This is a genomic window from Cronobacter dublinensis subsp. dublinensis LMG 23823 (genome assembly GCF_001277235.1).
Taxonomy (GTDB): Bacteria; Pseudomonadota; Gammaproteobacteria; order Enterobacterales; family Enterobacteriaceae; genus Cronobacter; species Cronobacter dublinensis.
This window is the reverse complement of record NZ_CP012266.1, coordinates 4,267,102-4,292,984: the sequence shown is the minus strand read 5'-3', so window position 1 is coordinate 4,292,984 and position 25,883 is coordinate 4,267,102. Positions and strand designations below refer to the sequence as shown.

Sequence of the window (25,883 nt, the reverse complement as noted above, 5' to 3'; positions counted from 1 at the left end):
GATATGAAACCTGCCGGGTGGTCAGTATAAAGACGTCCTGAAACACCCGGTTTTTGTCCTTTTTTGGCCTGCCCGCTATCTGCAATGCCTGTAAGAATAGGGTTCATACCCCCTCACACAGGTGTCCTGAAATGACGCGTACCGCCCTTATCAATATCGATACTCAACAATCCTTTTTTCACCGTGGCTACTGGCGTGAAGACGATTTCCCGGCATTCTGTGACGCCATGAACCGGCTTATCGACGGCTGCCAGGCGCGTGATGTGCCGGTCGTCGATATTTTCCATGTCGATGGCGATGATGTGTTTACGCTGGAATCCGGCCTGGTAACGCCGATGCCTTTCCTGCGCCATCAGGCCGCCGTGTCATTCCACAAACATGTTCATAATGCTTTTACCGACACCGGGCTGGATTTATGGCTGCGTCGAAGAGATATTAACCACCTGATTATCTGCGGTATCCGTACCGAGCAGTGCTGCGAAACCACGACGCGGGTCGCCTCTGACCTGGGTTATCGGGTGACGTTTGTCAGCGAAGCGACGCTGACGTTCCCGATGACCTGGAAAGGCGTGACGCTGGATGTGGAAACGCTGCGCCACTGCACTGAAACCGTGCTGGCGGGGCGTTTCGCGACAATTAGCAGCGTGGCGCAATGTCTGGAGTCTTTGGGATGACAATTCCTGTCTGGTTTGTGGTGTTACCTGGCGTCATGGCGCTCGATCTCACGGGCCCCGCGGAGGCGCTTGCCCTCGCGGGCGACGCCTTCAGCCTGAACTACATCGGGCCTGAAGAACACGTCGTGATGTCGACCGGCCTGCAGATCGCCGGTATCGCACCGCTACCAGACACCCTGCCGCCAGGTAGTCTGCTGGTCCTGCCTGGCGTGGCGGATTCGAGCCGTGCGTTCAGGACGCCGGAGGCGCTGGCCGTCCGTAACTGGCTGATGCGCCTGCAACCCCAGGTTCACAGCCAGCAGCTAACCCTCATCTGCGTCTGTTCCGGATCGCTGCTGGCGGCCCATGCCGGGCTGCTGCATGGCGTGGAGTGCACTACGCATCATGACGTGCTGGCGCGCCTGAAAGCCGCCGCGCCCGGCGCGCTGGTGCGCGATAACCGCATTTTTGTGGAAGATCGCGGTATCTGGACCAGCGCGGGCATTACCTCTGGTATTGATTTAAGCCTGCATCTGATTCATCGCCTGAGCGGACCGCGCGCGGCGCTCGACGTGGCGCGTGAAATGGTGGTGTGGTTTCGCCGCTCCGGCGACGATCCGCAGCTGTCGCCCTGGCTGCGTTATCGCAACCATTTACACCCGGCTGTCCACCGCGCTCAGGATTTGCTGGCCGCTAACCCCCAGGGCGTATGGAGCCTGGCGGAAATCGCGGGCCGGGTGCACGTCAGCCCGCGCCACCTGTCGCGCCTCTTTAAAGAACATTTAGGGATAAGCGTGCGTGACTATCTGGAGCAGCTCCGCGTGGCGTTTGCCAGCCAGTGTCTGTTGCAGGGGCAGGGGGCTGAACAGGCGGCGCTGGCCGCCGGGTTCTCATCCGCCCGGCAGCTTCAGCGCGCCCGCGCGCGAGGTTAACTGACCAGACGGCGGCGGTCGATGCGCTGCAACAGCGCGGCCAGCAGCAGGCTGCCTGCAAGCGTGACGCTGAAGATCCAGGCGATATCCAGGGCGGGCCATGCCGTAAGTTCGTAATGGCGCGTGCGCATAAAGTGAATGATGAGCGCATGAAAGCCGTAAATCCCCAGCGAATAACGCGCGATAAACGCGAGCGGTGCAAGCTCGCGGTTAAGCGTGTTTTTCGCCAGCACCAGCAGGCTTAACGCGGCAATCAGCACCAGTGGGCCGCAGTAGAGGTAAAAAGTGTCGGCAAAGTTGCCGTGGCTCGCCAGCGCCTGATGCGTGCCGCTGGCGACTGACACCGTGCTCACCGCCAGCAACGCGCCCGCCAGCAGGCTCACCGGGCGCTGCTGCGTCTCCATCATGCCGATAGCTCGCCCCATCAGGCCGTACAGGACGTAATAAAACGTGTCGCCGTTGATATAGAGATTCACCGGCAGCCACTGCACGCCGTCGATATGTTGCGCGACGGTATTCGGATTCGCCACTACGCCCAGCAATACAATGAGCCCCAGCGCCGTGCGGCCATCGATGCGTTTTACGCTGATCAGCGGCGACAGCAGATAAATCACCACGATCGCGAAGAAAAACCATAAATGATAGAAAACAGGCTTTTGCAACAATAGCTTAAGCGACAGCTGCGCATTGATAGGCGTAAGCAGCGTGATATAGGCGAGCGCCACCGCGCTGTAAAACACCAGACAGAGCGCGATGCGCAGAAAATGCCGCTGACCGGCGCTGCGCTCACCGAAAAACAGATACCCCGAAATCATAAAAAACAGCGGTACGCTGACGCGTGATGCGGAATTCAACAGATTGGCGAAATCCCAGCTCAGCGGGCTCACCAGCGACGGATTGGTGATGTACCAGGTGGTGGTGTGGATCATGATGACCATCAGACAGGCGATCGCGCGCAGGTTATCTATCCAGTGAATTTTTTGCTGCATCAGTTCCTCTATACCATCTTTAATTATCAGCAGTGTGACTTCCTTTTTCTGGATTCTGCACCACGGAACAGTCTGAGTTTCAGGACGGGCTATTGTCAGCCCGGGGACGGTTTCGCAGAATGCACGCCCTTTGTCCGCTGCGATACCTCGCGTTTGGTCGTCATTTTAACATGGAGATAACACATCATGACGAGGCTGTTGCCCCGCACGCTTTGGCTGGTACTTTTCACGGGCGCGCTTGCCGGTTGCAGTCACGAAGAGGCGCATCCGCAGCATGCGCAAAAAGGCCGCGTCAGCGCGCCGCATTCGCTGGAAATGGAGCAACTTTGCAAGGATAAAGCGGCCCGTCGCTACAATACCGCCGCGCAGAAAATCACCGTCAACGGTTTCGAGGCGTTCCAGGGGAGCTACGAAATGCGCGGCTATACGGCGCGCGAAGAGGGCTTTACCTGTTCTTTCGACGCGGATGGTCAATTTTTACACCTTTCGATGCGTTAATGGCGCAACCACGCGTCAACAGCCTGGTTTTGGACGCGGATTGAGGCTGTATATCTGGCGGTCAACGGGTATACTGACCGCTTCCAAATAAACCCACTCGTATCGCGTGCGAAATCATATGCAAAAGTTTGATACCAGGACCTTTCAGGGCCTGATCCTGACCTTACAGGATTACTGGGCTCGTCAGGGCTGCACCATCGTTCAACCTCTGGACATGGAAGTTGGCGCCGGCACCTCCCACCCGATGACCTGCCTGCGGGCGCTGGGCCCGGAGCCTATCGCCGCCGCTTATGTTCAGCCTTCTCGTCGCCCGACCGATGGCCGCTACGGCGAAAACCCCAACCGTTTACAGCACTACTACCAGTTCCAGGTGATCATCAAGCCGTCGCCGGACAATATTCAGGAGCTGTACCTGGGGTCGCTTAAAGAGCTGGGTATGGACCCGACCATTCATGATATTCGCTTCGTTGAAGACAACTGGGAAAACCCGACGCTTGGCGCCTGGGGTCTCGGCTGGGAAGTCTGGCTGAACGGCATGGAAGTGACGCAGTTCACTTACTTCCAGCAGGTCGGCGGCCTGGAGTGTAAACCGGTGACCGGCGAAATCACCTACGGTCTTGAGCGTCTCGCCATGTACATTCAAGGCGTGGACAGCGTTTACGACCTGGTGTGGAGCGACGGTCCGCTTGGCAAAACTACCTACGGCGACGTGTTCCATCAGAACGAAGTGGAGCAATCCACCTATAACTTCGAATACGCCGACGTGGATTTCCTCTTTACCTGCTTTGAGCAGTACGAAAAAGAAGCTCAACAGCTGCTGGCGTTGGAAAACCCGCTGCCGCTGCCTGCTTATGAACGTATTCTGAAAGCCGCCCACAGCTTCAACCTGCTGGACGCGCGCAAGGCTATCTCGGTGACCGAGCGCCAGCGCTACATTCTGCGTATCCGCACGCTGACCAAAGCCGTGGCCGAAGCCTACTACGCCTCCCGTGAGGCGCTGGGCTTCCCGATGTGCAACAGAAATAAATAAGAGGCTGCCATGTCTGAGAAAACTTTTCTGGTGGAGATTGGCACTGAAGAGCTGCCACCAAAAGCCCTGCGCAGCCTGGCGGAATCCTTCGCTGCGAACTTTACTGCTGAACTGGACGCTGCGGGCCTGACCCACGGCGTGGTGAGCTGGTTTGCAGCACCGCGTCGCCTGGCGCTGAAAGTGGCGAATCTGAGCGCGTCTCAGCCGGATCGTGAAGTCGAAAAACGCGGCCCGGCGGTCTCTGCGGCGTTTGACGCCGAGGGTAACCCGAGCAAAGCGGCGGAAGGCTGGGCGCGCGGCTGCGGCATTACGGTCGGTGAGGCTGAGCGTCTGGTGACCGATAAAGGCGAGTGGCTGATGTATCGCGCCCATGTGAAAGGCGAAAGCGCGCAGGCGCTGCTGCCGAACATGGTCAGCGTCGCGCTCTCTAAATTGCCTATCCCGAAACTGATGCGCTGGGGCGCGTCCGAGGTGCAGTTCGTGCGCCCGGTACATACCGTCACGCTGCTGCTGGATGACGAAGTGCTTCCGGCAACCATTCTCGGCATTCAGTCCGACCGTGTGATCCGCGGCCATCGCTTTATGGGCGAGCCGGAATTCACTATCGACCACGCCGATCAATATCCGCAGATCCTGCTGGAGCGCGGTAAAGTCATCGCTGACTACAACGCGCGTAAAGCCAAAATCCAGCAGGACGCCGAAGCGGCGGCCGCGAAAATCGGCGGCAATGCCGATCTGAGCGACAGCCTGCTCGAAGAAGTGACCTCGCTGGTGGAATGGCCGGTTGTACTGACCGCGAAATTCGAAGAGAAATTCCTGGCGGTGCCGGCGGAAGCGCTGGTCTACACCATGAAGGGCGACCAGAAGTATTTCCCGGTTTACGGCACCGACGGCAAGCTGCTGCCGAACTTTATCTTTGTGGCGAATATTGAGTCCAGAGATCCGCACCAGATTATCTCCGGTAACGAAAAAGTCGTGCGCCCGCGTCTGGCGGATGCCGAGTTCTTCTTCAACACCGACCGTAAAAAACGTCTGGAAGATAACCTGCCGCGTCTCGAAACCGTGCTGTTCCAGCAGCAGCTCGGTACGCTGCGTGATAAAACCGACCGCATTCAGGCGCTTTCCGGCTGGATTGCCAGCCAGATCGGCGCGGATGTTAACCACGCGACGCGCGCGGGCCTGCTGTCCAAGTGCGACCTGATGACCAACATGGTGTTTGAATTCACCGACACCCAGGGTGTGATGGGGATGCACTACGCGCGTCACGACGGCGAAGCCGAAGACGTCGCCGTTGCGCTGAACGAGCAGTACATGCCGCGCTTTGCGGGCGATGCGCTGCCGTCAAGCCTGGTCGCCTGCGCCGTGGCGATTGCCGATAAAATGGATACCCTTGCAGGGATCTTCGGCATCGGTCAGCATCCGAAAGGCGATAAAGACCCGTTCGCGCTGCGCCGTGCCGCGCTCGGCGCGCTGCGTATTATCGTTGAGAAGAACCTGCCGCTCGATCTGCAAACGCTGACCGAAGAAGCGGTACGTCTCTACGGCAATAAGCTGACCAACGCGAAAGTCGTGGATGATGTGGTCGACTTCATGCTGGGCCGTTTCCGCGCCTGGTATCAGGACGAAGGCTACAGCGTTGACACCATCCAGGCCGTACTGGCGAACCGTCCGACGCGCCCGGCAGATTTCGATGCCCGCATGAAAGCGGTATCGCACTTCCGCACCCTGGATGAAGCCTTAGCGCTGGCGGCTGCGAACAAACGCGTTTCCAACATCCTGGCCAAAGCGAACGAGCCGCTGAACGAAGAGGTTCATGCCTCGGTGCTGAAAGAAGATCCGGAAATTCGGCTGGCGCTGCAGGTGGCTGTGATGCGCGACAAGCTGCAGCCGCTGTTTGCAGAAGGCCGCTACCAGGAGGCGCTGGTTGAGCTGGCGCAGCTGCGCGAGCCGGTGGATGAGTTCTTCGATAAAGTGATGGTCAACGCAGACGACGCGCAGGTGCGTATTAATCGTCTGACGCTGCTGTCTAAATTACGTGAGCTCTTCCTACAGGTCGCGGATATTTCCCTGTTGCAGTAACGCGTTCCGCTAATAATAAAAAACCCGCCGCTGGCGGGTTTTTTTATACGCTTTCTGCTACGCCGTATTCTTATTTTATTCCTGCAACGCAAAAAGCGTGGCCTTATTACGGGTTCACGTAATTATTAATAAGCGGGTTACGGATAATATAGCGTGCGGGTGCTCAGGCTGGCTGGCTTGGGCATGATGCAAAGGCTGGTCAGATGAATGCCCCCCTAAGTTAATTCCATTTAACCTCGGGGGAGGCTGCAATCAGAACCCAACAGCCTGATTGTAGCCTCTTCCCTATAAGGAGGCAATTATGCCAGTAAAATCCCGATATGCTTTTTTAAGCATATTAGCGCTCTGTATTACGGTGCTGTTTTTCGCCTTAATAATGCGTGACCGCTTATGTGAATTCACCATTAAAGAGGGAAGCCGGGAAATACGGGCCATCCTTGCTTACGAACCAGGGAAGTAGCCTTTGGAGGGGGGAGCGATCCCCCACCCAACGGTCAGCATGTTGGGCGCGCCTGGAGGCACCCAAATTTATTCCGAAAAGCAACGCCCCCGCTTTTGCGGGGGCGTTTTGTTTGCGAAAAAAAGTACTCTGACTACCGGTTTATTCCATGAGTTGTTTACTGAGCATGGGATTCGCCTGAATCAGGCGCATCAGCTGCAGTTCGGTGCTGGAGGGTTTCACGCGGCGCGATTCCCACTCTTTAACCATCGCGACACTGACACCCATTACACGCGCCAGGTCGTCTGTTTTAAGGCCCGTTTTTTTGCGTAACAGTTCAAATTCTGAAAACGCATTGGGTTTCTGCGGCAGGGTAACCGTTTCGGCGACATCTTTTTTAAATACAATTTGTTCGAGGCTGCTGAGCAACTCAAACATAGGGTCTTTAGATTCCATTTTGGACTCCTAAATCACACAGCGGGATCGTGAACAACTAAGAAGCTTCTTAATCATAGTCCGGAAAAAATAACCTGCGGGCGGGTGAGATGAGAATGTTGCGCCCGCTCGATTGCCAGCCGCGCATTTACCGGCTCGCTGGTGAAAAATAGCGTGCTAACTGACTGATATTCAGATTGTTCTGAGCACGAGTATATTTTTGTAAAGGATCATAATCGATCGCTGGTGGCCTGGACGGGATCGCATCGACAAGGTTCTTCGACACGCCTCACGCTGAAGCTGCCGCTCGGGCCTTTGCATAATCGCTTGCGCAGCGCAATAAAGGGTATCCTGCGCGACGCGTCTGAACTATTCTTGTGGGCGTTGAAGCACACTGGCAGTGGTGTGCGCGTTGATGAGTGAAAGGAGCAAAAAAATGGCGACAGGTAAGTCCTGCTCTCGCTGGTTCGCGCCGCTGGCGGCGTTGTTAATGGTATTCAGCCTGAGCGGGTGTTTTGATAAAGAGGGCGACCAGCGCAAAGCGTTCGTCGATTTCCTGCAAAACACGGTGATGCGTAGCGGCGAACGTCTGCCGACGCTGACCGCCGATCAGAAAAAACAGTTCGGTCCGTTCGTATCCGACTATGCCATCCTTTACAGCTACTCTCAGCAGGTGAACCAGGCGATGGACGCCGGCATCCGCCCGGTAGTGGATAGCGTAAACAGCATTCGCGTGCCGCAGGATTATATGACCCAGCGCGAGGCGCTGCGCCAGGCGAACGGTTCGCTGGGCGTCATGAGCCAGCAGTTGCAGAACGCGAAAATGCAGGCCGACAGCTCCCGTTCTTCGCTGAAGCAGGCGGACGATCTGAAGCCGGTGTTTGATAAAGCGTATGAGAAAGTAGTGACGGACCCGGCCAACGCGCTGCAGCCGCTGATCCCCGCCGCGCAGACGTTCACCCAACAGCTGGTGCAGGTTGGCGACTTCATTGCCCAGCAGGGCACGCAGGTCGGTTTTGCCGCGAACGGCATTCAGTTCCCGACCTCGCAGCAGGCCAGCCAGTATAACGCGCTGATTGGGCCGCTCGCCGAGCAACATAAGGCCTTCACCCAGGCTTACACCACCGCGACCAACGCGATGCAGTGAAAAAAAACGGCTCTTACGAGCCGTTTTTTATTTCTTCCCGACCGTTTATTTCTTAACGACCTGCGGATTCACACAATTCTGCGACACGTCGCCGTTCAGCGCGTTGATGAGATTATCCACCGCGCAGGCAGCCATGTTGTAGCGCGTCTCATGGGTGGCGGAGCCGATGTGCGGCAGCGCCACCACGTTCTTCAGCGACAGCAGCGGCGAGTCTTTCGCCAGCGGCTCCTGTTCAAACACATCAAGGCCCGCCGCGTGAATATCACCGCGTTGCAGCGCCGCAATCAGCGCCTGCTCATCCACCACCGGGCCGCGACCCGCGTTGATGAAAATGGCGGATTTTTTCATTTTGCGGAACTGCTCTGCGCCAATCATATGATGCGTCTCGTCGGTCAGCGGCAGAATAACGCAGACGAAATCTGACTCCGCCAGCAGCGTGTCGATATCGCAATAGCGCGCGTTAAAGCGCTCCTCCGCCTCGCTGTGATGGCGGCGCGCGTTATAGAGAATCGGCATGTTAAAGCCGAAATGCGCGCGCTGCGCCAGGGCGAGGCCAATACGGCCCATGCCGACGATGCCGAGCGTTTTGTGATGCACATCGGTGCCGAACCAGTCCGGGCCGATGCTGCCGGTCCACTCGCCGGCTTTCACCCGCTCGGCCACTTCCAGCGCGCGTCGCGCGGTGGTCAGCACCAGCGTCATCAGCGTGTCGGCGACCGTTTCGGTGAGCACGGTGGGCGTGTGCATCAGCGCTATCTGTTTTGCATTCAGCGCGTCCACATCGAAATTGTCATAGCCCACCGACACCGTCGAGGCGGCGCGCAGGTTGGGCATGTTCTCAAGCAACGCCGCATCCACTTTTTCGCTGGAGCCCAGCAGCCCCTGCGCCTGGCTAAAGGCATCGGCGTGCGCCGCGACGGTCTCCGGGCTCAGGTCTGACACCCGGGTCACGTTGAAATGGCTATCCAGGCGGGCAAGCAAATCGTCGGGCAGGGATTTGTAGAGAATGACGGACGGCTTCATGCAGGTCTCCAGCGTTGAACAAAAGAGAAAGAATAGACAAGCGGACGGCCTTACGCCGCCCGCTGCGTGTTACGCGTGGCGCGCCCCCACCGGCAGCGCCTGGCTGGCGGTCGGTTTGACAATTAAAGTGAGCCACACGGAGGCGAAAAGCGCCACCCCCATAAAAATGTATGACGCAGACGGGTTGCCGGTCGCGCCGTTAAGATAGCCGACCACCCACGAGCCCACGAACGAGCCGAGCGCGCCCATGCTGTTGATTAGCGCCATCGCGCCGCCTGCCACGTTCTTCGGCAACATTTCCGGGATTATCGCAAAGAACGGGCCATACGGGGCGTACATCGCCGCGCCGGCAATCACCAGCAGCGTATAGGACGCCCAGAAGTGGTTCGCGCCGAGCGCCCAGGAGCCGATAAACGCCAGCCCGCCAATCAGCAGCAGCGGCCAGACGAACAGTTTGCGGTTCTGCATTTTATCGGAGGCCCAGGAGACGATAATCATCGCGATGGTGGCGGCCAGATACGGCACGGCGGAGAGCCAGCCCACTTCCACCATGCCCATGTTTTCGCTGCCGCTGCGGATAATCGACGGCAGCCACAGCACAAACCCGTAAACGCCGATGCTCCACGCGAAATATTGCGCGCACAGCAGGATAACGTTACGCGAGCGGAAGGCTTCGCTGTAGTTTCTCACGGCCTTGATGCCTTCCTGCTCTTTATTCAGCTGCGCCTGAAGCGCCGCTTTTTCGTCATCCGCCAGCCATTTCACCTGGGTCGGTTTGTCTTTCACCAGCATCCACCAGCAGAAAGCCCAGATAACCGCGGGCACCCCTTCGATGATGAACATTTCGCGCCAGCCGAATGCCTGGATCAGATAGCCCGACACCACCGACATCCACAGCACTGTGACCGGGTTGCCGAGGATCAGAAAGGTGTTGGCGCGCGAGCGTTCGGATTTTGTGAACCAGTTGCTGATGTAAATCAGCATGGCGGGCATCACGGCCGCCTCCACCACGCCGAGGATAAAGCGAATTGCCGCCAGCATTGGGATATTACTGACTACGCCGGTCAGCGAGGCGCAGCCGCCCCACAGGATCAGACAGATGAAAATGAGTTTGCGCACGCTACGGCGCTCGGCATAAATCGCGCCGGGGATCTGGAAGAAGAAATACCCCAGAAAAAAAAGGGCGCCGAGCAGCGATGAGATGCCTTTGGTGATGCCGAGATCGTCATTGATGCCCGCCGCCGAGGCGAAGCTGAAGTTTGCGCGGTCGAGGTACGCCAGGCTGTACGTGATAAACACGATCGGCATGATGTACCACCAGCGTTTTGGAGCGTTAGTCGGACTTTTCATCGTATGCCCTCTGTGGTTGAGGTGGGGCGCCTCGTCGGTGTAGGGAACGACGGACGCTGTTAATACTGTCTGTTCAGGGATGAAGCTTTTATTCGTCCAGCTGCGCGCGGGTCGGCAGGCCTTCGCTGTCGCCCTGCACCTGAATGGCCAGCGCGCCAATCCTGTTGCCGCGCGTCGCGGCCTGATGCAGCGTCTTGCCTTCCAGCAGGGCGCTAATCACGCCCACCGCAAAGCCGTCGCCTGCGCCGACCGTATCGACTACGTTGTCTACTTTCACGGCGGCGGCCGTGCCCTGTTCGCCGCTTGCCGTCTGATACCACGCGCCGTCGGCGCCGGTCTTAATCACGACGGCTTTCACGCCGCGCGTCAGGTAGAAATCGGCGATGCCTTCCGGGCTCTGCTGGCCGGTCAGGATCTGGCCCTCTTTCAGGCCCGGCAGCACCCAGTCCGCCATACCGGCGAGGTGGTTTAGCTTCTCGACCATCTCCGCCTCGCTTTTCCACAGCACCGGGCGCAGGTTCGGATCGAAGGAGAGCGTCTTGCCCTGGGCTTTCATGGCGCGCGCTGCGTGATCCAGCAGCTCGTAAGAGGTGCCGGAAAGCGCCGCCGCCACGCCGCTCAGGTGTAAGTGACGGGCGCTGTAAAACAGCGGCGCGTTAAAATCTTCGGTGCTCAGATGGCTGGCGGCGGAACCCTTGCGGAAATATTCCACGCTGGGATCGGTTCCATCTGTCACTTTCGATTTCAGCTGAAAGCCGGTCGGGAAACGGTCATCGATGGTCACGCCGCGGGTGGCGATGCCCTCTTTTTTCAGCTGATCCAGTACGAAGCGGCCAAAGGAATCATTGCCGACGCGGCTCACCCAGCTCACCTGCAAGCCCAGGCGCGCAAGGCCGGTAGCGACGTTCAGCTCTGCACCGGCCACGCGTTTGAAAAAGTGTTCGACCTGCGAAAGAGCGCCAGGCTCGGTCGCGACGAACATCGCCATCGCCTCACCGATCGTAATCACATCCAGGGGCTGTTCCATGTTCACTCCTCGCGCAGCAGGTTGACGTAGTGGCGGGTCACGGCGGCTAAGTCGCGCCCTTCCAGCGGAAACTCAATCCCGCGCGGCGCGTCTGACGGCAGCATTTCCAGCAATGTGCGCCAGCGCGCGTCAGCGTCATCGAGCGCAATGGCGCGGTAATGGTAATGATGCGCCGTCGCGGCCTTCACATGGATATAGCTCACACCTGCGCGGAGCGCGCGGGCGGCGTCTTCTGGTACATCATCCACCCACAGCCAGTTGGCCATATCGAACGTCAGGCGGACAGGCAGGTTGAGCGTTTTGCTGGCGGCGAGGAAACGGCGCATGGGTTCAAGGCGACCGCATTCGGTCTGATCGTTTTCCACGACCAGCGCCACGTCACTGAGCGCCAGCAGCGCGGCGAGCGGCTCGGCCTGATGCGGGTGGCTGAAATGTCCGAGCGAGAGCTTAAGCCAGCGGGCGTTGAGTTCATGCGCTTCGGCAAGCAGCGCGGGCAGGCGCGCGTTGATTTTGCCGTCGTGCTCAAACAGCGGCTCTGGCGCTGAGTAGCAGGCTTTCAGCTGATGGTTAGCAATGGCCTGCGCCAGCGTGGGCAGCGCGTCGAGTTCGGCGGGCTCAAGCAGTTCGCGGCGAATTTCCACGCCATCGGCGCCCGCTTCGGCGATGATCGGCAGTAAAGCCTGCTGGCCGCCGAGCGCTTTGACTTTGTCGTTACCGTAAGCGGCGGTGACGACGATAATTTCTCTCTCCATTAACTTCTCCGGAGTGGTTACATCTGAATAACATAGTTATTACGCTAGATGGAACCGGTTCCAAAGAGAAGTCCAGGATGGCGAATTTATGATCGGGGTCACGAACCGTCGATTATCGCGCCGTCGAGCCGCGTACGATCAACTCGCCGGAGAAAACCTGTTCCCGCACCGCCTGCGATTGTCCCTCGATGCGTCTCACCACCTGCTCCAGCGCGGCGTAGCCAATCTGCCAGGTCGGCTGCTTCAGCGTCGTGATGCCCACGCCCGCGAGTTCCGCCCACTCCAGCTCGTCAAAGCCGAGCAGGCCAATATCCGCGCCCCAGTTGAGCCCGATGCGTTTAAGCGAACGCGCCACCTGCAGCGTCAGCGCGCCGTTGGCGGAGATCACCGCTTTGCGCATGCCGCGATAGCGGGTGTGGAAGTGGCGCAGCGTGTTGTCGAGATGGTCCGCCTCATGCAGCGGCGTTTCGGCGTTCTCCGCCACCACGCCGGGATAGCGCGCGGCGGCGGCGCGAAAGGCGGTCAGACGCTCGCGTCGCGTGTTAACCGTGCCGAGCGGCTCGCTTAAAAACAGCAGCGCTTCAAAGCCCTGCTCAATAAGGTGTTCCGTGGCGGTGGTGGCCGCCTGCGTGTTGTCGAGCCCGACCACGTCGCAGGCGAAATCCGGGATTTTACGGTCGATAAGCACCATTGGCAGCGCCGACTGTTGCAGCCGGTTCAGCCCTTCTTCGCGCATGCCCACCGCGTTTACCACAATCCCTTCCACCTGATAGCTGCGCAGCAAATCGAGATAATGCAGCTCCTGATCGAGCTCATTATTGGTGTTACAGACCAGCGGCGTGAAGCCTTTGTCGCGGCACGCGGCCTCGATGCCGCTTAAGACGTTAACCGAATAGGGGTTGGTGATATCGGCGATGATAAGGCCAATAAGCCGGGTGCGGCCGCGTTTCAGGCCGCGCGCCATCTGGCTCGGGCGATAGTCGAGCTGCGCGATAGCCTGTTCGATACGCGCCAGAAGATCGGCGGAAAGCAAATGTTTCTCGCCGTTCAGGTAGCGGGAGACGCTGGTTTTACCGGTTTTCGCGGCGCGTGCGACGTCGCTGATGGTCGGGCGGGACGCTTTTGGGGTCATGAGACTTCCTTCTCAGGCTACAACGCCGGTGGGGCAGGTGACTGTTTTTATTATTAGATGATTTGGGTAGCCGCCGTAAAGCAGGCGTTCACCCGGTCATGCATTATCGCGCCTGATGGCGTCGGGCGGTATCACGAGTTGTCGCGTTATTTTTAATTATGTTATAACGTATCAATTCATGACCGCCGATGACACAGGAGAGTGAGAGTAATGAAAACGTTAGCCTTATTACTGGGAATGGGGCTTGTGCTGACCAGCACCCAAAGCGTGGCCCACGGGCATCATCACGGCACGCCGTTGACCGAGGCGGAGCGACAGGCCAGCGAAGGGGTGTTTAACGATAACGACGTCAAAGATCGCCCCCTCAGCAACTGGGACGGCGTCTGGCAGTCGATTTATCCGTATCTTTTAAGCGGCGATTTAGACCCGGTGCTGGCGAAGAAAGCGAAAGAAGGCGGCAAAACCGTCGAGGAATATCGCACGTATTACAAAAAAGGCTACGCCACGAATGTGGAGATGATTGGCATTGAAAACAACGTGATGGAGTTTCACGTGGGCGATACCGTGAACGCCTGTGAATACAAATATAACGGCTATAAGATCCTGCATTACGTCTCGGGCAAAAAAGGCGTGCGCTACCTGTTTGAATGTACCGACAGCGCGTCAAAAGCGCCGAAATTCGTGCAATTCAGCGATCACACGATCGCGCCGCGCCAGTCCGCGCATTTTCATATCTATATGGGCAATACCTCGCAGGAGGCGTTGCTAAAAGAGATGGATAACTGGCCGACCTACTACCCGTATCAGCTCAGCAAAGCACAGATCGTCGACGAAATGCTGCACCACTAAGGTGTGATGCCGCCTCACCGGGCATATTCCGGCGAGGCGGCTGGCCGTTACTGTAACGGACTCAGCGTGATTTCCACGCGGCGGTTCTGTGCTTTACCCTCTTCGGTGCTGTTGCTGGCAACCGGGTTCGCCGGGCCCATGCCGCTGGTGCGGATACGGTTGGCGGCGACGCCCTGGGTAATAAGGGCGCTGGCCACGCTCTCTGCGCGCTGCTGCGACAGTTTCATGTTCAGCGCCTGTCCGCCGGTGCTGTCGGTGTAGCCCACCACATTCACCGCGGTTTTCGGGTACTCTTTCAGCACCATCGCCACGCCGGTCAGGGTGTTGGCGCCTGCCGGTTTCAGGTTCGCCTGGCTGCTGTCGAAGGTAACGTTATTCGGCATATTCAGGATGATGTTATCGCCGCTGCGGGTAACGCTGACGCCGGTGCCCTGCATTTTCTGGCGCAGCTTCGCTTCCTGCACGTCCATGTAATATCCCACGCCGCCGCCGAGCGCTGCGCCCGCCGCCGCGCCAATCAGCGCGCCTTTGCCGCGATCTTTTTTCGAGGAAGAAAGCACCCCGACGCCCGCGCCGACGACGGAGCCGATGCCCGCGCCGATGCCGGATTTACCCGCTTCACGTTCGCCGGTGTAAGGGTTAGTGGTGCAGCCCGATATAACCAGTGCGCCGCTGATAACCGCGGCCACTAACATAATGCGTTTTTTCATCGCATATCCTTATTCAATTTAATTCTGGTACGCCCGGAGTGGCGGAGGTTGATTATGAAGGGGGAATGTGATGAAAATTCCGGGTAGTGTTCCGATTTTGTCATTCATAACGAATCGAGCGGCGACAAAGTGACCAGACTCACGCCGCCTCATCTGCAAACGCCTGTCAGGAGCCCGTTTTGGCTAACCCATCTGCTTTAAAACGCATCGTTACCGCTGCCCACTGGGGCCCCATGGTTGTCGAGACCGACGGTGAAACTGTGCTGTCCTCCCGTGGCGCGCTGCCGACGCGTCACCCGAATTCGCTGCAAACCGCCGTACCGGACCAGGTACACAGCAAAGCGCGCGTGCGCTATCCGATGGCGCGCAAGGGGTTTCTCGCCTCGCCGGACAGCCCGCAGGGCGTGCGCGGGCAGGATGAGTTTGTACAAATCAGCTGGGATGAAGCGCTGCGTCTGATTGACCAGCAGCACCGGCGTATTCGCGAAAGCTACGGCCCGTCGTCGATTTTCGCAGGCTCCTACGGCTGGCGCTCCAACGGCGTGCTGCATAAAGCCGCGACGCTGTTGCAACGCTACATGAGCCTCGCGGGCGGCTATACCGGTCATCTCGGCGACTACTCCACGGGGGCGGCGCAGGTGATCATGCCCTATGTGCTGGGCGGCAACGAAGTGTATCAGCAGCAGACGAGCTGGCCGCTGGTGCTGGAGCACAGCGAAGTGGTCGTGCTGTGGAGCGCCAACCCGCTCAACACGCTGAAAATCGCCTGGAACGCCTCTGATGAACAGGGCATCGGCTATTTCGAACAGTTAAAAGAGAGTGGCAAAAAACTTATCTGCATCAACCCGATGCGCCCGGAAACCGCCGATTTCTTCGGCGATCGCATGGAATGGATAGCCCCGCATATGGGCACCGATGTGGCGCTGATGCTCGGCATCGCCCATACACTGGTAGAAAACGGCTGGGAGGATACGGCTTTCCTGAACGCCTGCACGCACGGCTACGCGCAGTTTGCGGCCTACCTCACCGGCGAGCGCGACGGCACGCCGAAAGACGCCGACTGGGCGGCGGCGATTTGCGGTGTGGATGCCGCGACCATCCGCGCGCTGGCGCAATTGTTCAGCCAGAATCGCACCATGCTCATGGCAGGCTGGGGCATGCAGCGCCAGCAGTATGGCGAGCAGAAACACTGGATGCTGGTGACGCTTGCGGCCATGCTCGGCCAGATTGGCCTGCCGGGCGGCGGCTTTGGGCTTTCTTATCACTTCGCCAACGGCGGTAACCCGACGCGACGCGCGGCGGTGCTGGCGTCAATGCAGGGCAGCGTGGAAGGCGGCACTGATGCGGTGGATAAAATCCCGGTGGCGCGCATTGTCGAGGCGCTGGAAAACCCTGGCGGCGAGTACCCGCATAACGGTCAGGCGCGCATCTTCCCGGATATCCGCTTTATCTGGTGGGCCGGCGGCGCGAACTTTACCCATCATCAGGAAACGCACCGCCTTATCAAAGCGTGGCAGAAGCCGGAGCTGGTGGTGATTTCCGAATGCTTCTGGACGGCGGCCGCGAAGCACGCCGATATCGTGCTGCCGGTGACGACGTCTTTTGAACGCAACGACATGACTATGACCGGCGACTACAGCAACCAGCATATGGTGCCGATGAAGCAGGTCGTGCCGCCGCAGTATGAGGCGCGCAACGATTTCGACATTTTCGCCGAGCTTTCTGAACGCTGGGAGACCGGCGGGCGTGAGCGTTTCACCGAAGGCAAAAGCGAGCTTGAGTGGCTGGAGACGTTTTATAACATCGCCCGCGAACGCGGCGCGGCCCAGCAGGTGACGCTGCCGGATTTCGCCGATTTCTGGGCAGCGAACCAGATAATCGAGATGCCGGAAAACCCGAAAAACGCCGAATTTGTCCGCTTTGGCGCGTTTCGCGCCGATCCGGCGGCGAACCCGCTCAGCACGCCGAGCGGTAAAATCGAAATCTACTCCGCGCGGATCGCGAGCTTCGGCTACGCCGACTGCCCGCCGCACCCGACCTGGCTTGAGCCGGACGAGTGGCACGGCAATGCGCAGCCGGACGAGCTACAACTGCTCTCGTCGCACCCGGCGCACCGCCTGCACAGCCAGCTCAACTACTCAGTGCTGCGCGAGCGTTATGCCGTGGCCGGACGCGAGCCGGTGACGCTGCACCCGGACGACGCCCGTAAACGCGGTATCAATAATGGCGATCTGGTGCGCGTGTGGAACGATCGCGGTCAGGTGCTGGCCGGCGCGGTAGTGACAGACGGCATTAAACCGGGCGTCATTTGCCTGCATCAGGGCGCGTGGCCCGATTTCGACTGGCAGCAGCAGGGGCTTTGTAAAAACGGCGCGGTGAACGTGCTGACCCGCGATATTCCTACTTCGCGGCTCGGCAACGGCTGCGCGGCCAACTCCTCGCTGGTGCGCGTGGAGAAATACGCGGGCCCGGCGCCGGACGTTACGGCGTTTGATCCGCCTGCCAGCGCATAATCCACGTCGGGTGGCCGGTCTCTTCCTGCCACGCGCTTTCTTCAATACGAAACCCCCGGGCGTGATAGAAATTCACCGCCCGGGTGTTTTTCTGGTAGACCTCAAGATTCAGCGTGTCGTACTGCGACTGCACATGCGTGAGCAGGGCGGTGCCGATGCCTTTTCCCGCCCACGCGGGTGCGACAAACAGCGCGCCGATGAATTTCTCATGCATCACGCTGATAAACCCGCGCAGCGCGTCGTTTTCTTCTTCCACCCAGGTGCAGGCGCCGGGCAGATAGACATCACGCACTATCGGCAGGCTGGCGCGCCAGTAGTCGGGGCGAATGAACGGATGCCCGGCGGTGGTGCTGGCAAGCCACAGCGCGAGCACGCGTTCGCGGTCGGCAGGGCGTTGCGCGCGGATCACGGGCGGTTCTGCGGGTGGCAGCCGCAGCCTGCGAGATGATCGTTCACCAGCCCGCAGGCCTGCATGAAGGAGTAACAAATGGTCGGGCCGACAAACTTAAAGCCCCGTTTTTTCAGCGCCTTTGAGAGCGCCAGCGCCTCCTGCGTGGTGACCGGCACCTGCGCGAGCGTGGCGGGGGAATTTATCCTTGGCGCGCCGCCGACGAACGACCAGACAAACGTGGCGAAATCCTCCCCCTGCGCCTGCATGGCGAGATACGCCCGCGCGTTGGCGATAATCGCCTCGATTTTACCGCGATGGCGAATAATCCCCGGCTCCAGCACTAGCGCGTCTACCGCCTCTGGCCCCATCTGCGCCACCGCATGAGGGTCAAATCCGTGAAAACAGCGGCGATAGTGCTCGCGTTTTTTCAGCACGGTTATCCATGACAGCCCCGCCTGTTGACCTTCGAGGCAGATCATCTCAAACAGCTTGTGGTTATCTTTTTGAGGCTTGCCCCACTCTTCATCGTGATAGGCGAGATAAAGCGGATCCTGTGTGACCCAACCGCAACGTTCCATCTGCATTTTCCTCGTGGTCATAAACATCGTAGCGATATTCTGAAGCGGCTTGACGTAGCGAATAAAGAGACAATAGTTAATTCAGGGTTATTCGCATTTCCGCTAATAAAGCCAATAAAAACTGCCGGAACCGGCTCTTTTCTGGAGTCGCTTTGATGATGATAACAATCTCTGGACGCCATGCGTTTCGACGCGCGGCGGTGCTTTTGTGGTCTCTGGTTTTTACGCAGGCGGCTCACGCCTGGCAACAGGAATATATCGCTGTTGACCCTCAGAGTAACACCTCTGAACGTTATACGTGGGACAGCGATCGCACCCCTCGCTATGAGGAGATCCTGGCTGAACGGGTGGCGAAGACGCAGCGCGACGAGGCGCAAGTCACACCAATGGGACTGAACCTGTCGTTGCCGCTGCCCGTGACGGTGCGCCCGGTGGCGGGCTGGCGGCGCGAGGCCAGCGGGCTTCCCGTTCAGGAGAACGGCCAGAGCGCGGACGACGCTTACTGGCATCCGAGCGTCGGCTCGCTCGGCTGGCGTCTCGATTCCCGCTTTGGCGCGGTCCGCCCGTGGGCGCAGGTCAGCTATAACCAGCAGCACGGCGATCCGCTGTGGAATATGCAGCCGCTGCTGCCGGGCAGCCAGTATGGCTCGTGGATGGATGTCTCATTCGGGGCCGATATGCCGATTAACAAGCATGTCGCGGCCTGGGCGTCATTCTCCCAGGCGGAAGGTCGACTGAGCGAAAATGACGCGCAAATGTACAATCTCGGCGTCAGCGCGACGTTTTAGAGCGGTATTTCCCGCCCGTTCAAGGTCATCCATGCCTTTTACGCGGCAGTTCATTCCGCGCCTGCGGCATCTCATGCCGTTTTCCCCCGGAAAAGTAGGGGTTTCGCTATCGTTGCAGGTAGTGAAGCTTTCTTCTTTTCTTTGGGATAACAACCATGAATACCTCCATTCAACAGCGTACCCGGTGGCTCACCCTGGTGGGCACCATTGTGACCCAGTTCGCGCTGGGCTCGGTTTATACCTGGAGCCTGTTTAACGGCGCGCTGTCGCAAAAACTCGACGAGCCGGTAAGCCAGGTGGCGTTTTCCTTCGGGCTGTTGAGCCTGGGGCTGGCGCTGTCGTCATCGGTAGCCGGTAAGTTGCAGGAGCGCTTCGGCGTGAAACGCGTCACCATCGCCTCCGGCGTGCTGCTGGGTTTGGGCCTGGTGTTAACCTCCCACGCCAGCAATCTGCTGATGCTCTGGCTGAGCGCCGGCGTGTTGGTGGGGCTTGCGGATGGCGCCGGTTATCTGCTGACGCTCTCTAACTGCGTGAAGTGGTTCCCGGAGCGCAAAGGGCTTATCTCCGCGTTTTCCATCGGCTCGTATGGCCTTGGCAGCCTCGGCTTTAAATTTATCGACAGCCATCTGCTGGCGTCCGTCGGGCTTGAGCACACGTTTATTATCTGGGGCGGCATGGTGATGATCATGATAATCGGCGGCGCGCTGCTGATGAAAGACGCGCCGCAACAGCCTGCCAGCGCGGGCAACGGCGCAGGCGAAGGCGCACGCGATTACAGCCTTGCCGAGTCGATGCGTAAACCGCAGTACTGGATGCTCGCGTTGATGTTCCTGACCGCCTGCATGAGCGGCCTTTACGTGATTGGCGTCGCCAAAGATATCGCGCAGGGCATGGTGCGTCTTGACGCCGCGACCGCCGCGAACGCCGTGACCGTTATCTCCATCGCCAACCTGGCGGGCCGTCTGGCGCTCGGCATTCTCTCCGATAAAATGCCGCGCATTCGCGTCATTACGATGGGGCAGGTGGTGTCGCTGGTCGGCATGGCGGCGCTGCTGTTCGCTCCGCTCAATGAAGTGACGTTCTTCGCGGCTATCGCCTGCGTGGCGTTTAACTTCGGCGGCACCATCACGGTGTATCCGTCGCTGGTCAGCGATTTCTTCGGGCTGAATAATCTCGCTAAAAACTATGGCGTGATTTATCTCGGCTTCGGTATCGGCAGCATCTGCGGCTCGATTATCGCCTCGCTGTTCGGCGGCTTTTACGTCACCTTCTGCGTTATCTTCGCGCTGCTGATTGTGTCGCTGGCCATCTCCACCACCATTCGCCAGCCGCGCCGCGAAACGTGGGAGCATGCCCGCGCCTGATTGCCTTCGCCGCCGCTCCCCGCGGCGGCGCTGTTTCCCGATTATTCTCACTTTCTCCCCAGTTCGCTCAGACGTTCTATGCTTACTAGCTGTGATTGCCAACACAAAGGAGAATAAGATGTCCTTAGAAAAAGTGGTTTATCGCGCAAAAGCGAAAGCAACTGGCGGCCGCGATGGCCGGGCAACGTCTGATGACGGCGTGCTGGATGTGAAACTCGGCGTGCCGAAAGAGATGGGCGGCGCGGGCGGTCAGGTGACCAACCCCGAACAGCTCTTTGCTGCGGGCTATTCCGCCTGTTTCCTGGGCGCGCTGAAACATGTCGCCGCGCAGGAGAAAAAGAAAGTGCCACAGGAAGCCTTTATCGAAGGTCAGGTGGGGATTGGCCCGCTGCCGACCGGCTTTGGCATTGAAGCCCAGCTCGATATTCATCTGCCGGGCATGGATCGCGCGGAAGCGGAAGAACTGGTGCAGAAAGCGCACATCGTTTGTCCGTACTCTAATGCCACCCGCGGCAATATCGACGTTAAGCTGAACGTGATTACCGACTAACGGGTCGCGCGTGACGTAAGTAAAATGCGGTTCCGGCCTCATATTTTTGTAAATAGGCGCCGGGCCGCCCTAAAAGCCCGCACTTTTTCCCGCATCTGTGGTCTACTTCCTCGCGTCTGAGTTAAGAATCACCTGATTCCCTCACGGTCGTTACAAATACATTCTTTTTTCATTTTTTGGGTGAAGGGTTTTAGTGCCTGCTTTGCCTGGACGGTTTGCATGAAATACATCCTCTCGATGACCCAGCAGAGACTCAGCTTTCTGTTGGCGGTATACATCGGTCTGTTTTTGAACTGCGCGGTGCTGTACCGTCGTTTTGATGGTTATGCGCAAAATCTCACCTGGGTTAACGGCGTTTCAATGGTGGTGGAGCTGGCGGCGACCGTGCTGGTCACGTTCTTCCTGCTGCGCGTGCTGTCGCTGTTCGGGCGACGCGTCTGGCGCGTGCTGACGACGCTCGTTGTTCTTTTCTCGGTCGCCGCCAGTTACTACATGACGTTTTTAAATGTGGTCATTGGCTACGGCATTATCGCGTCGATTATGACGACCGATATCGATCTCTCTAAAGAAGTGGTGGGCTGGCAATTCATCGTCTGGATGGTGCTGGTGTGCATCGTGCCGCTGACGCTTATCTGGGGCAACCGCTGCCGCGATACGCTGCTGCGCCAGCTGCGCACCCGCGATCAGCGCCTGAAAAGCGCGGCGGTGGTCATTGTGGCGGGCCTGCTGGTCTGGGCGCCGATTCGCCTGCTGGATCTGCAGCAGAAGAACGAAGAGCGCACCTCTGGCGTCGATATGCCGAGCTACGGCGGCGTGGTGGCGAACTCTTACCTGCCGTCTAACTGGCTCTCCGCGCTGGGGCTGTACGCCTGGGCGCAGGTCGATGAATCAAGCGATAACAAATCGCTGCTGAACCCGGCCAAAAAATTCACCTGGCAGGCCCCGCAGGGCATTGATGACACTTACGTGGTGTTTATCATCGGTGAAACCACGCGCTGGGATCACATGGGCATGCTCGGCTATGACCGCAATACCACGCCGAAACTCGCGCAGGAGAAAAACCTGGCGGCGTTTCGCGGCGAGTCATGCGACACGGCGACCAAGCTGTCGCTGCGCTGCATGTTTGTTCGTGAAGGTGGCGCGGAGGATAACCCGCAGCGCACCCTGAAAGAGCAGAACGTTTTCTCTGTGCTTAAGCAGTTAGGCTTTAGCTCCGATCTCTATGCGATGCAGAGCGAGATGTGGTTCTACAGCAACACCATGGCGGACAACATCGCCTACCGCGAGCAGATTGGCGCCGAGCCGCGCAACCGCGGTAAGCAGGTGGACGACATGCTGCTGGTGGATGAGATGAAAAACTCACTCTCTAACCACGAGAAGGGCAAGCATCTCATCATTCTGCATACCAAAGGCTCGCACTATAACTATGTGCAGCGTTATCCGCGCAGTTTTGCGCGCTGGCAGCCGGAGTGCATGGGCGTTGACTCTGGCTGTAGCCGCGAGGAGCTGATTAACGCGTACGATAACTCGGTACTGTACGTCGACAGCTTTATCGCCGATGTCATCGACCAGGTGCGTAACAAGAAAGCGATTGTCTTTTACGCGGCGGATCACGGCGAGTCGATCAACGAGAAAGAGCATCTGCACGGCACGCCGCGCAATATTGCGCCGCCGGAGCAGTTCCGCGTGCCGATGATGGTCTGGATGTCTGACAGCTATCTGGCCGACCCGCAGCACGCGCAGGCGTTCGCGCAGCTTAAACTGCAGGCGCAGCAGAAGCGTCCGCATCGCCACGTAGAGCTGTTCGACACCATTATGGGCTGTCTCGGATACCAGTCGCCGGACGGCGGTATCAACCAGAACAACAACTGGTGTCACGTTCCAGCTGCGACAAAATAGCCATATCGCTGGCTTTTCAGGCGATCGAACGGCTTTTTTAACGTAAGGGATTGACGGGAATTAGGGTGCGCAGTAATATGCGCCCCGCATTCGGTGATTGGCGCAGCCTGGTAGCGCACTTCGTTCGGGACGAAGGGGTCGGAGGTTCGAATCCTCTATCACCGACCAAATTTAAAAAGCCTGCTCATTGAGCAGGCTTTTTGCTTTCCGGCGTTTGTGAGGATGAGAACCTCCGGGGGCAGGGAGGTTCGACCCGAGCGTAGCGAGAGAACGTTGCGCAGCAACGGCCCGCAGGGCGAAGCCGCGTCGCGGCGAGTTATCCTCTGGCACCGACCAAATTTAAAAAGCCTGCTCAATGAGCAGGCTTTTTGCTTTCCGGCGTTTGTGAGGATGAGAACCTCCGGCCCTTAAGGCTGCACCTGCGCCATCAGTGCTTTCAGCTCGTCGATACGCGCCTTATTCATATTGATCTCGCACTGGGTGGATAAAACCCAATGATTGGGTGTTTTTTCACTGAGCTGGGAACTGGCTACTCTGCAAAACAGGGCCTTATGTTTTTCCCAGGTCGTCTGATCATTTTTCAGCGCATTGGCCGTATCTTCAACGATTTGTGAATCTTCATCCTCGTAATCCGCATTTGCCTCCAGCCAGTCTTCCGACTGCACCTGCTTCAGCGCAGCCGCCAGCGTCTGTTGCAGCGCCTGCTCCGTTTGCTTGCGCTGCCTCTCAAGACATCGCGTTCCGGCGGCATAATCCGCACTCTTCGCACACATCTTTGCGGCCTCTCCATAAATGATGGACGAGGCAGCAACGCAGGTGATTGGCAGCAACAGAAAGGGCAGAAAAAAGTAAGCTATGTATTTCATTGATATTAGGTTAGATATTTAGGTTTTCGCCATCGTGCTGGCCCCCGTCAGGGCTGCACCTGCGCCATCAGTGCTTTCAGCTCGTCGATACGCGCCTTATTCATATTGATTTCGCACTGGGTGACAGAGGTTGGGTAAACCGGTGCTTTAGAACTGATCTGTGAACTGGCTACCCTGCAAAACAGGGTCTTATGTTTTTCCCAGGTCGTCTGATCGTTTTTCAGCGCATTGGCCGTATCTTCAACGATTTGTGAATTTTCATCTTCATAATCCATGTTAGTCAAAAGCCAGTCTTCCGACTGCACCCGCTTCAGCGCCGCCTCCAGCGTCTGTTGCAGCACCTGCTCCGTTTGCTGACGCTGCTTTTCAAGACATCGCGTTCCGGCGGCATAATCACTCACGTGTTTCGCGCACGTCACGACTTCTTTGCCATCAATAATGGGCGCAGCAAATACATAGCTTGCTGAGAGCAACAGGCAGGAGAGAAAAATAGATAATTTATAAGCCATTAATATAACTTAACCTTTTTAAGTTTCTTCCGTACGATTTGAGCTGGGCGCCATCTGTTTTCAGATATGTACGTACCGACTCCAGATCATCAAGCAAAATCAAACGGGCAAACTCATCCGCTGATTTGCATCCCTGATACAAGCTATCGATGAAGATGTCTCTTAACGCAGGCCGCATGTTTTCCCAGCTTATCGCGTAAGGCATTTTTGCTTTGTTTTTATTAAATACTCTTTTTGCTCTGAAAATATAAAACTGGATAGCAATTTCAAACAGCCTTATCTGTTGCTGGTGCGTAATCTCACCGAAAAGTGGCCCATACACTTTCACGAATCTGGCAGCATCTCGTCCTTTCAGAAAAGCGGCTTTAGACGCAAGGATAGCTTTGTATTCTTCTATCCCTGCCTGTCTGAGCGTTGCAAAAATTTCACCTGAGCTTCGATTTCCCATATCGTAGCCACGCCCTAGCGTAACGCCAGAAGCAGCAGAGTTAGGCCAGTGTAAGATGCGTGAGAACAAGGGATAAGGATGCGGGCGAAATGGGTCTGTGGCCGTAATATAATCCGCGCCTTCATTGTCAAAAGTAAATTGCGCTTCCCGCACCTGTAACGGCCCGGAACTTACCCTTGGTTGCCATAGAGGTTGTCTGGCATTTTTTAACGCCTCAAGGAACCATTGATCCATGGGCTGTATCAGGCCTGACGGAGACAGAGTCAATAAACGCTGATACCAGATAATGGCTTCATGAGTTTCGTTGTTACATCGTCCATCCGCTTTTAGCGTTCGTCCTGTAGCAGCCTGATAGCCAGCCTCCATCATCATTACTTGTAGCGCTTTTACATCATCAACGTAATTCACACCGCAGATGCCTACTGATGATTTCAACCGCAGCACCCGCGGTTCATGGTAATTCCTTTTCATACATCCCTTTACCTTTAGTCAGTTCTTTGGCGCTTCTTTTTGTGTCGGTCGCTGAAGGCGTTTCTTACGTGCTTCAGCCATGACGCATTCCAGAAACAAGAGCTGGAAATCGTATAAAGAGATATCGTGAAAAACCGTTATAAGGATGCGGTTATTGATTATCACCCTCACATTCAGAATCGGCTCCAGGCATTATCTGTCGAACGCGGACGCGCCGCTTAATTCGCCCGTCTTATTTAGCTGCGATTTTGTCGTCTGAACGCGTTTCTGTGACATATTTCATTGAAAATAGTTATGAAACACGCCGCATACTTTCCCCTCTGCTTATATATTGCCTTAGCATTTTTTGCTGTATGCATAACAAATTTCGCCATAAACCGTTCATAAGTTCGCCAGAGTGCGAGAAATTTTAAGTTAACCGCATAAAACATAAGCGCTGGATGTTACAAAATATCAAGATG

The 25,883-nt window shown here is 57.6% G+C and carries 26 protein-coding genes, 1 tRNA gene and 1 other RNA gene; 15 read left to right on the top strand and 13 right to left on the bottom strand.

Annotation, left to right across the window (positions count from 1 at the left end; genetic code table 11):
* The first annotated feature begins 131 nt into the window (after nucleotides 1-131).
* Complete coding sequence (locus AFK67_RS19910) at nucleotides 132-674, top strand: isochorismatase family protein (RefSeq protein ID WP_007718512.1); 543 nt, start codon at nucleotides 132-134, stop codon at nucleotides 672-674.
* A complete protein-coding gene (locus AFK67_RS19905) occupies nucleotides 671-1,585 on the top strand; it encodes a GlxA family transcriptional regulator (RefSeq protein WP_007718513.1) in 915 nt (304 codons plus the stop codon). The genes AFK67_RS19910 and AFK67_RS19905 overlap by 4 nt, the downstream gene beginning before the upstream one ends.
* On the opposite strand, the gene AFK67_RS19900 is transcribed toward AFK67_RS19905, so the two are convergent.
* Nucleotides 1,582-2,574: an acyltransferase gene (locus AFK67_RS19900; RefSeq protein WP_007718515.1), complete on the bottom strand. Its 993-nt coding sequence runs from the start codon at nucleotides 2,572-2,574 to the stop codon at nucleotides 1,582-1,584. The two genes, AFK67_RS19905 and AFK67_RS19900, sit on opposite strands and share 4 nt — an antisense overlap.
* 186 nt (nucleotides 2,575-2,760) lie before the next feature.
* Between AFK67_RS19900 and AFK67_RS19895 the strand changes: the two genes are divergently transcribed.
* From AFK67_RS19895 to AFK67_RS22370, 4 genes are all read left to right on the top strand, one after another.
* Nucleotides 2,761-3,072 (top strand): YsaB family lipoprotein, encoded by a 312-nt coding sequence (locus AFK67_RS19895; protein ID WP_007718531.1) that lies wholly within the window; start codon nucleotides 2,761-2,763, stop codon nucleotides 3,070-3,072.
* 118 nt (nucleotides 3,073-3,190) lie between these two features.
* Nucleotides 3,191-4,102 (top strand): glycine--tRNA ligase subunit alpha, encoded by a 912-nt coding sequence (gene glyQ / locus AFK67_RS19890; protein ID WP_004387598.1) that lies wholly within the window; start codon nucleotides 3,191-3,193, stop codon nucleotides 4,100-4,102.
* A 9-nt stretch (nucleotides 4,103-4,111) separates the two neighbouring features.
* Nucleotides 4,112-6,181: a glycine--tRNA ligase subunit beta gene (glyS, locus tag AFK67_RS19885; protein WP_007718533.1), complete on the top strand. Its 2,070-nt coding sequence runs from the start codon at nucleotides 4,112-4,114 to the stop codon at nucleotides 6,179-6,181.
* A 301-nt stretch (nucleotides 6,182-6,482) separates the two neighbouring features.
* Nucleotides 6,483-6,641: a Hok/Gef family protein gene (locus AFK67_RS22370; protein ID WP_071602784.1), complete on the top strand. Its 159-nt coding sequence runs from the start codon at nucleotides 6,483-6,485 to the stop codon at nucleotides 6,639-6,641.
* Between the two features lie 141 nt (nucleotides 6,642-6,782).
* Here the strand turns inward: AFK67_RS22370 and AFK67_RS19880 are convergent, their stop codons facing one another.
* On the bottom strand, nucleotides 6,783-7,076 hold the full coding sequence (locus AFK67_RS19880) for an HTH-type transcriptional regulator (RefSeq protein ID WP_032966957.1): 294 nt from the start codon (nucleotides 7,074-7,076) through the stop codon (nucleotides 6,783-6,785).
* 415 nt (nucleotides 7,077-7,491) lie between these two features.
* Between AFK67_RS19880 and AFK67_RS19875 the strand changes: the two genes are divergently transcribed.
* Nucleotides 7,492-8,202 carry a DUF3053 domain-containing protein gene (locus tag AFK67_RS19875; protein WP_007724001.1) on the top strand — a complete coding sequence of 237 codons (711 nt, stop codon included), beginning with the start codon at nucleotides 7,492-7,494 and terminating at the stop codon, nucleotides 8,200-8,202.
* Nucleotides 8,203-8,247: 45 nt separating this feature from the next.
* Here AFK67_RS19875 and ghrB read toward each other — a convergent pair whose 3' ends face one another.
* From ghrB to AFK67_RS19850, 5 genes are all read right to left on the bottom strand, one after another.
* A complete protein-coding gene (gene ghrB / locus AFK67_RS19870) occupies nucleotides 8,248-9,225 on the bottom strand; it encodes a glyoxylate/hydroxypyruvate reductase GhrB (protein ID WP_007724006.1) in 978 nt (325 codons plus the stop codon).
* A 69-nt stretch (nucleotides 9,226-9,294) separates the two neighbouring features.
* Entirely contained in the window at nucleotides 9,295-10,575 is a 1,281-nt protein-coding gene (locus tag AFK67_RS19865; protein WP_007724007.1) for an MFS transporter, read from the bottom strand.
* Between the two features lie 88 nt (nucleotides 10,576-10,663).
* On the bottom strand, nucleotides 10,664-11,602 hold the full coding sequence (locus AFK67_RS19860) for a sugar kinase (protein ID WP_053532919.1): 939 nt from the start codon (nucleotides 11,600-11,602) through the stop codon (nucleotides 10,664-10,666).
* Nucleotides 11,603-11,604: 2 nt separating this feature from the next.
* Nucleotides 11,605-12,354 carry a sugar phosphate isomerase/epimerase family protein gene (locus tag AFK67_RS19855; RefSeq protein WP_007724013.1) on the bottom strand — a complete coding sequence of 250 codons (750 nt, stop codon included), beginning with the start codon at nucleotides 12,352-12,354 and terminating at the stop codon, nucleotides 11,605-11,607.
* Between the two features lie 112 nt (nucleotides 12,355-12,466).
* A complete protein-coding gene (locus tag AFK67_RS19850; RefSeq protein WP_007724016.1) occupies nucleotides 12,467-13,486 on the bottom strand; it encodes a LacI family DNA-binding transcriptional regulator in 1,020 nt (339 codons plus the stop codon).
* A 210-nt stretch (nucleotides 13,487-13,696) separates the two neighbouring features.
* Between AFK67_RS19850 and zinT the strand changes: the two genes are divergently transcribed.
* The gene (zinT, locus tag AFK67_RS19845; protein WP_007724018.1) at nucleotides 13,697-14,335 is read left to right on the top strand and encodes a metal-binding protein ZinT; all 639 of its coding nucleotides are present in this window, start codon (nucleotides 13,697-13,699) and stop codon (nucleotides 14,333-14,335) included.
* A gap of 47 nt (nucleotides 14,336-14,382) precedes the next feature.
* On the opposite strand, the gene AFK67_RS19840 is transcribed toward zinT, so the two are convergent.
* The gene (locus tag AFK67_RS19840) at nucleotides 14,383-15,045 is read right to left on the bottom strand and encodes an OmpA family lipoprotein (protein ID WP_038874388.1); all 663 of its coding nucleotides are present in this window, start codon (nucleotides 15,043-15,045) and stop codon (nucleotides 14,383-14,385) included.
* Nucleotides 15,046-15,224: 179 nt separating this feature from the next.
* On the opposite strand from AFK67_RS19840, the gene AFK67_RS19835 reads away from it, so the two are divergent.
* A complete protein-coding gene (locus AFK67_RS19835) occupies nucleotides 15,225-17,558 on the top strand; it encodes a molybdopterin guanine dinucleotide-containing S/N-oxide reductase (protein WP_038884682.1) in 2,334 nt (777 codons plus the stop codon).
* On the opposite strand, the gene AFK67_RS19830 is transcribed toward AFK67_RS19835, so the two are convergent.
* Together AFK67_RS19830 and AFK67_RS19825 are read right to left on the bottom strand one after the other, a co-directional pair.
* Complete coding sequence (locus AFK67_RS19830; protein ID WP_007724021.1) at nucleotides 17,527-17,967, bottom strand: N-acetyltransferase; 441 nt, start codon at nucleotides 17,965-17,967, stop codon at nucleotides 17,527-17,529. The two genes, AFK67_RS19835 and AFK67_RS19830, sit on opposite strands and share 32 nt — an antisense overlap.
* Nucleotides 17,964-18,533, bottom strand: a complete 570-nt coding sequence (locus AFK67_RS19825) for a DNA-3-methyladenine glycosylase I (protein WP_032967334.1) — start codon at nucleotides 18,531-18,533, stop codon at nucleotides 17,964-17,966. Before AFK67_RS19825 ends, AFK67_RS19830 begins: the two co-directional genes overlap by 4 nt.
* Before the next feature lie 149 nt (nucleotides 18,534-18,682).
* On the opposite strand from AFK67_RS19825, the gene AFK67_RS19820 reads away from it, so the two are divergent.
* The 6 genes from AFK67_RS19820 (at nucleotide 18,683) to AFK67_RS22365 (ending at nucleotide 23,464) form a co-directional block, all read left to right on the top strand.
* Nucleotides 18,683-19,315, top strand: a complete 633-nt coding sequence (locus tag AFK67_RS19820; protein ID WP_032967336.1) for a lipase — start codon at nucleotides 18,683-18,685, stop codon at nucleotides 19,313-19,315.
* A 155-nt stretch (nucleotides 19,316-19,470) separates the two neighbouring features.
* On the top strand, nucleotides 19,471-20,679 hold the full coding sequence (locus AFK67_RS19815) for an L-lactate MFS transporter (RefSeq protein WP_032967328.1): 1,209 nt from the start codon (nucleotides 19,471-19,473) through the stop codon (nucleotides 20,677-20,679).
* A 118-nt stretch (nucleotides 20,680-20,797) separates the two neighbouring features.
* The gene (locus AFK67_RS19810; protein ID WP_007753714.1) at nucleotides 20,798-21,229 is read left to right on the top strand and encodes an organic hydroperoxide resistance protein; all 432 of its coding nucleotides are present in this window, start codon (nucleotides 20,798-20,800) and stop codon (nucleotides 21,227-21,229) included.
* Nucleotides 21,230-21,448: 219 nt separating this feature from the next.
* A complete protein-coding gene (eptB, locus tag AFK67_RS19805) occupies nucleotides 21,449-23,128 on the top strand; it encodes a kdo(2)-lipid A phosphoethanolamine 7''-transferase (RefSeq protein WP_007724030.1) in 1,680 nt (559 codons plus the stop codon).
* A 91-nt stretch (nucleotides 23,129-23,219) separates the two neighbouring features.
* Nucleotides 23,220-23,296 (top strand) — tRNA-Pro (locus tag AFK67_RS19800).
* Between the two features lie 33 nt (nucleotides 23,297-23,329).
* A non-coding RNA gene (locus AFK67_RS22365) (RtT sRNA) lies at nucleotides 23,330-23,464 on the top strand.
* A gap of 71 nt (nucleotides 23,465-23,535) precedes the next feature.
* On the opposite strand, the gene AFK67_RS19795 is transcribed toward AFK67_RS22365, so the two are convergent.
* Genes AFK67_RS19795 through AFK67_RS19785 form a run of 3 tightly spaced genes read right to left on the bottom strand, consistent with a single transcriptional unit; the run spans nucleotide 23,536 to nucleotide 25,422 of the window.
* A complete protein-coding gene (locus tag AFK67_RS19795; RefSeq protein ID WP_032967329.1) occupies nucleotides 23,536-23,994 on the bottom strand; it encodes a lysozyme inhibitor LprI family protein in 459 nt (152 codons plus the stop codon).
* Nucleotides 23,995-24,041: 47 nt separating this feature from the next.
* Entirely contained in the window at nucleotides 24,042-24,503 is a 462-nt protein-coding gene (locus AFK67_RS19790; protein WP_007724047.1) for a lysozyme inhibitor LprI family protein, read from the bottom strand.
* Nucleotides 24,493-25,422 carry a DUF8812 domain-containing protein gene (locus AFK67_RS19785; protein ID WP_032967331.1) on the bottom strand — a complete coding sequence of 310 codons (930 nt, stop codon included), beginning with the start codon at nucleotides 25,420-25,422 and terminating at the stop codon, nucleotides 24,493-24,495. Before AFK67_RS19785 ends, AFK67_RS19790 begins: the two co-directional genes overlap by 11 nt.
* Nucleotides 25,423-25,883 lie beyond the last annotated feature (461 nt).

What these genes read in the sequence shown, in the direction of transcription:
- AFK67_RS19850 (WP_007724016.1), bottom strand. Translation starts at nt 13,486, where the DNA reads ATGACCCCAAAAGCGTCCCGCCCGACCATCAGCGACGTCGCACGCGCC.
- AFK67_RS19905 (WP_007718513.1), top strand. Translation starts at nt 671, where the DNA reads ATGACAATTCCTGTCTGGTTTGTGGTGTTACCTGGCGTCATGGCGCTC.
- AFK67_RS19880 (WP_032966957.1), bottom strand. Translation starts at nt 7,076, where the DNA reads ATGGAATCTAAAGACCCTATGTTTGAGTTGCTCAGCAGCCTCGAACAA.
- AFK67_RS19875 (WP_007724001.1), top strand. Translation starts at nt 7,492, where the DNA reads ATGGCGACAGGTAAGTCCTGCTCTCGCTGGTTCGCGCCGCTGGCGGCG.
- eptB (WP_007724030.1), top strand. Translation starts at nt 21,449, where the DNA reads ATGAAATACATCCTCTCGATGACCCAGCAGAGACTCAGCTTTCTGTTG.
- AFK67_RS19900 (WP_007718515.1), bottom strand. Translation starts at nt 2,574, where the DNA reads ATGCAGCAAAAAATTCACTGGATAGATAACCTGCGCGCGATCGCCTGT.
- AFK67_RS19785 (WP_032967331.1), bottom strand. Translation starts at nt 25,422, where the DNA reads ATGAAAAGGAATTACCATGAACCGCGGGTGCTGCGGTTGAAATCATCA.
- AFK67_RS19825 (WP_032967334.1), bottom strand. Translation starts at nt 18,533, where the DNA reads ATGCAGATGGAACGTTGCGGTTGGGTCACACAGGATCCGCTTTATCTC.
- AFK67_RS19840 (WP_038874388.1), bottom strand. Translation starts at nt 15,045, where the DNA reads ATGAAAAAACGCATTATGTTAGTGGCCGCGGTTATCAGCGGCGCACTG.
- AFK67_RS19895 (WP_007718531.1), top strand. Translation starts at nt 2,761, where the DNA reads ATGACGAGGCTGTTGCCCCGCACGCTTTGGCTGGTACTTTTCACGGGC.
- glyS (WP_007718533.1), top strand. Translation starts at nt 4,112, where the DNA reads ATGTCTGAGAAAACTTTTCTGGTGGAGATTGGCACTGAAGAGCTGCCA.
- ghrB (WP_007724006.1), bottom strand. Translation starts at nt 9,225, where the DNA reads ATGAAGCCGTCCGTCATTCTCTACAAATCCCTGCCCGACGATTTGCTT.
- AFK67_RS19855 (WP_007724013.1), bottom strand. Translation starts at nt 12,354, where the DNA reads ATGGAGAGAGAAATTATCGTCGTCACCGCCGCTTACGGTAACGACAAA.
- AFK67_RS19810 (WP_007753714.1), top strand. Translation starts at nt 20,798, where the DNA reads ATGTCCTTAGAAAAAGTGGTTTATCGCGCAAAAGCGAAAGCAACTGGC.
- AFK67_RS19790 (WP_007724047.1), bottom strand. Translation starts at nt 24,503, where the DNA reads ATGGCTTATAAATTATCTATTTTTCTCTCCTGCCTGTTGCTCTCAGCA.
- zinT (WP_007724018.1), top strand. Translation starts at nt 13,697, where the DNA reads ATGAAAACGTTAGCCTTATTACTGGGAATGGGGCTTGTGCTGACCAGC.
- AFK67_RS19795 (WP_032967329.1), bottom strand. Translation starts at nt 23,994, where the DNA reads ATGAAATACATAGCTTACTTTTTTCTGCCCTTTCTGTTGCTGCCAATC.
- AFK67_RS19910 (WP_007718512.1), top strand. Translation starts at nt 132, where the DNA reads ATGACGCGTACCGCCCTTATCAATATCGATACTCAACAATCCTTTTTT.
- glyQ (WP_004387598.1), top strand. Translation starts at nt 3,191, where the DNA reads ATGCAAAAGTTTGATACCAGGACCTTTCAGGGCCTGATCCTGACCTTA.
- AFK67_RS22370 (WP_071602784.1), top strand. Translation starts at nt 6,483, where the DNA reads ATGCCAGTAAAATCCCGATATGCTTTTTTAAGCATATTAGCGCTCTGT.
- AFK67_RS19865 (WP_007724007.1), bottom strand. Translation starts at nt 10,575, where the DNA reads ATGAAAAGTCCGACTAACGCTCCAAAACGCTGGTGGTACATCATGCCG.
- AFK67_RS19860 (WP_053532919.1), bottom strand. Translation starts at nt 11,602, where the DNA reads ATGGAACAGCCCCTGGATGTGATTACGATCGGTGAGGCGATGGCGATG.
- AFK67_RS19820 (WP_032967336.1), top strand. Translation starts at nt 18,683, where the DNA reads ATGATGATAACAATCTCTGGACGCCATGCGTTTCGACGCGCGGCGGTG.
- AFK67_RS19815 (WP_032967328.1), top strand. Translation starts at nt 19,471, where the DNA reads ATGAATACCTCCATTCAACAGCGTACCCGGTGGCTCACCCTGGTGGGC.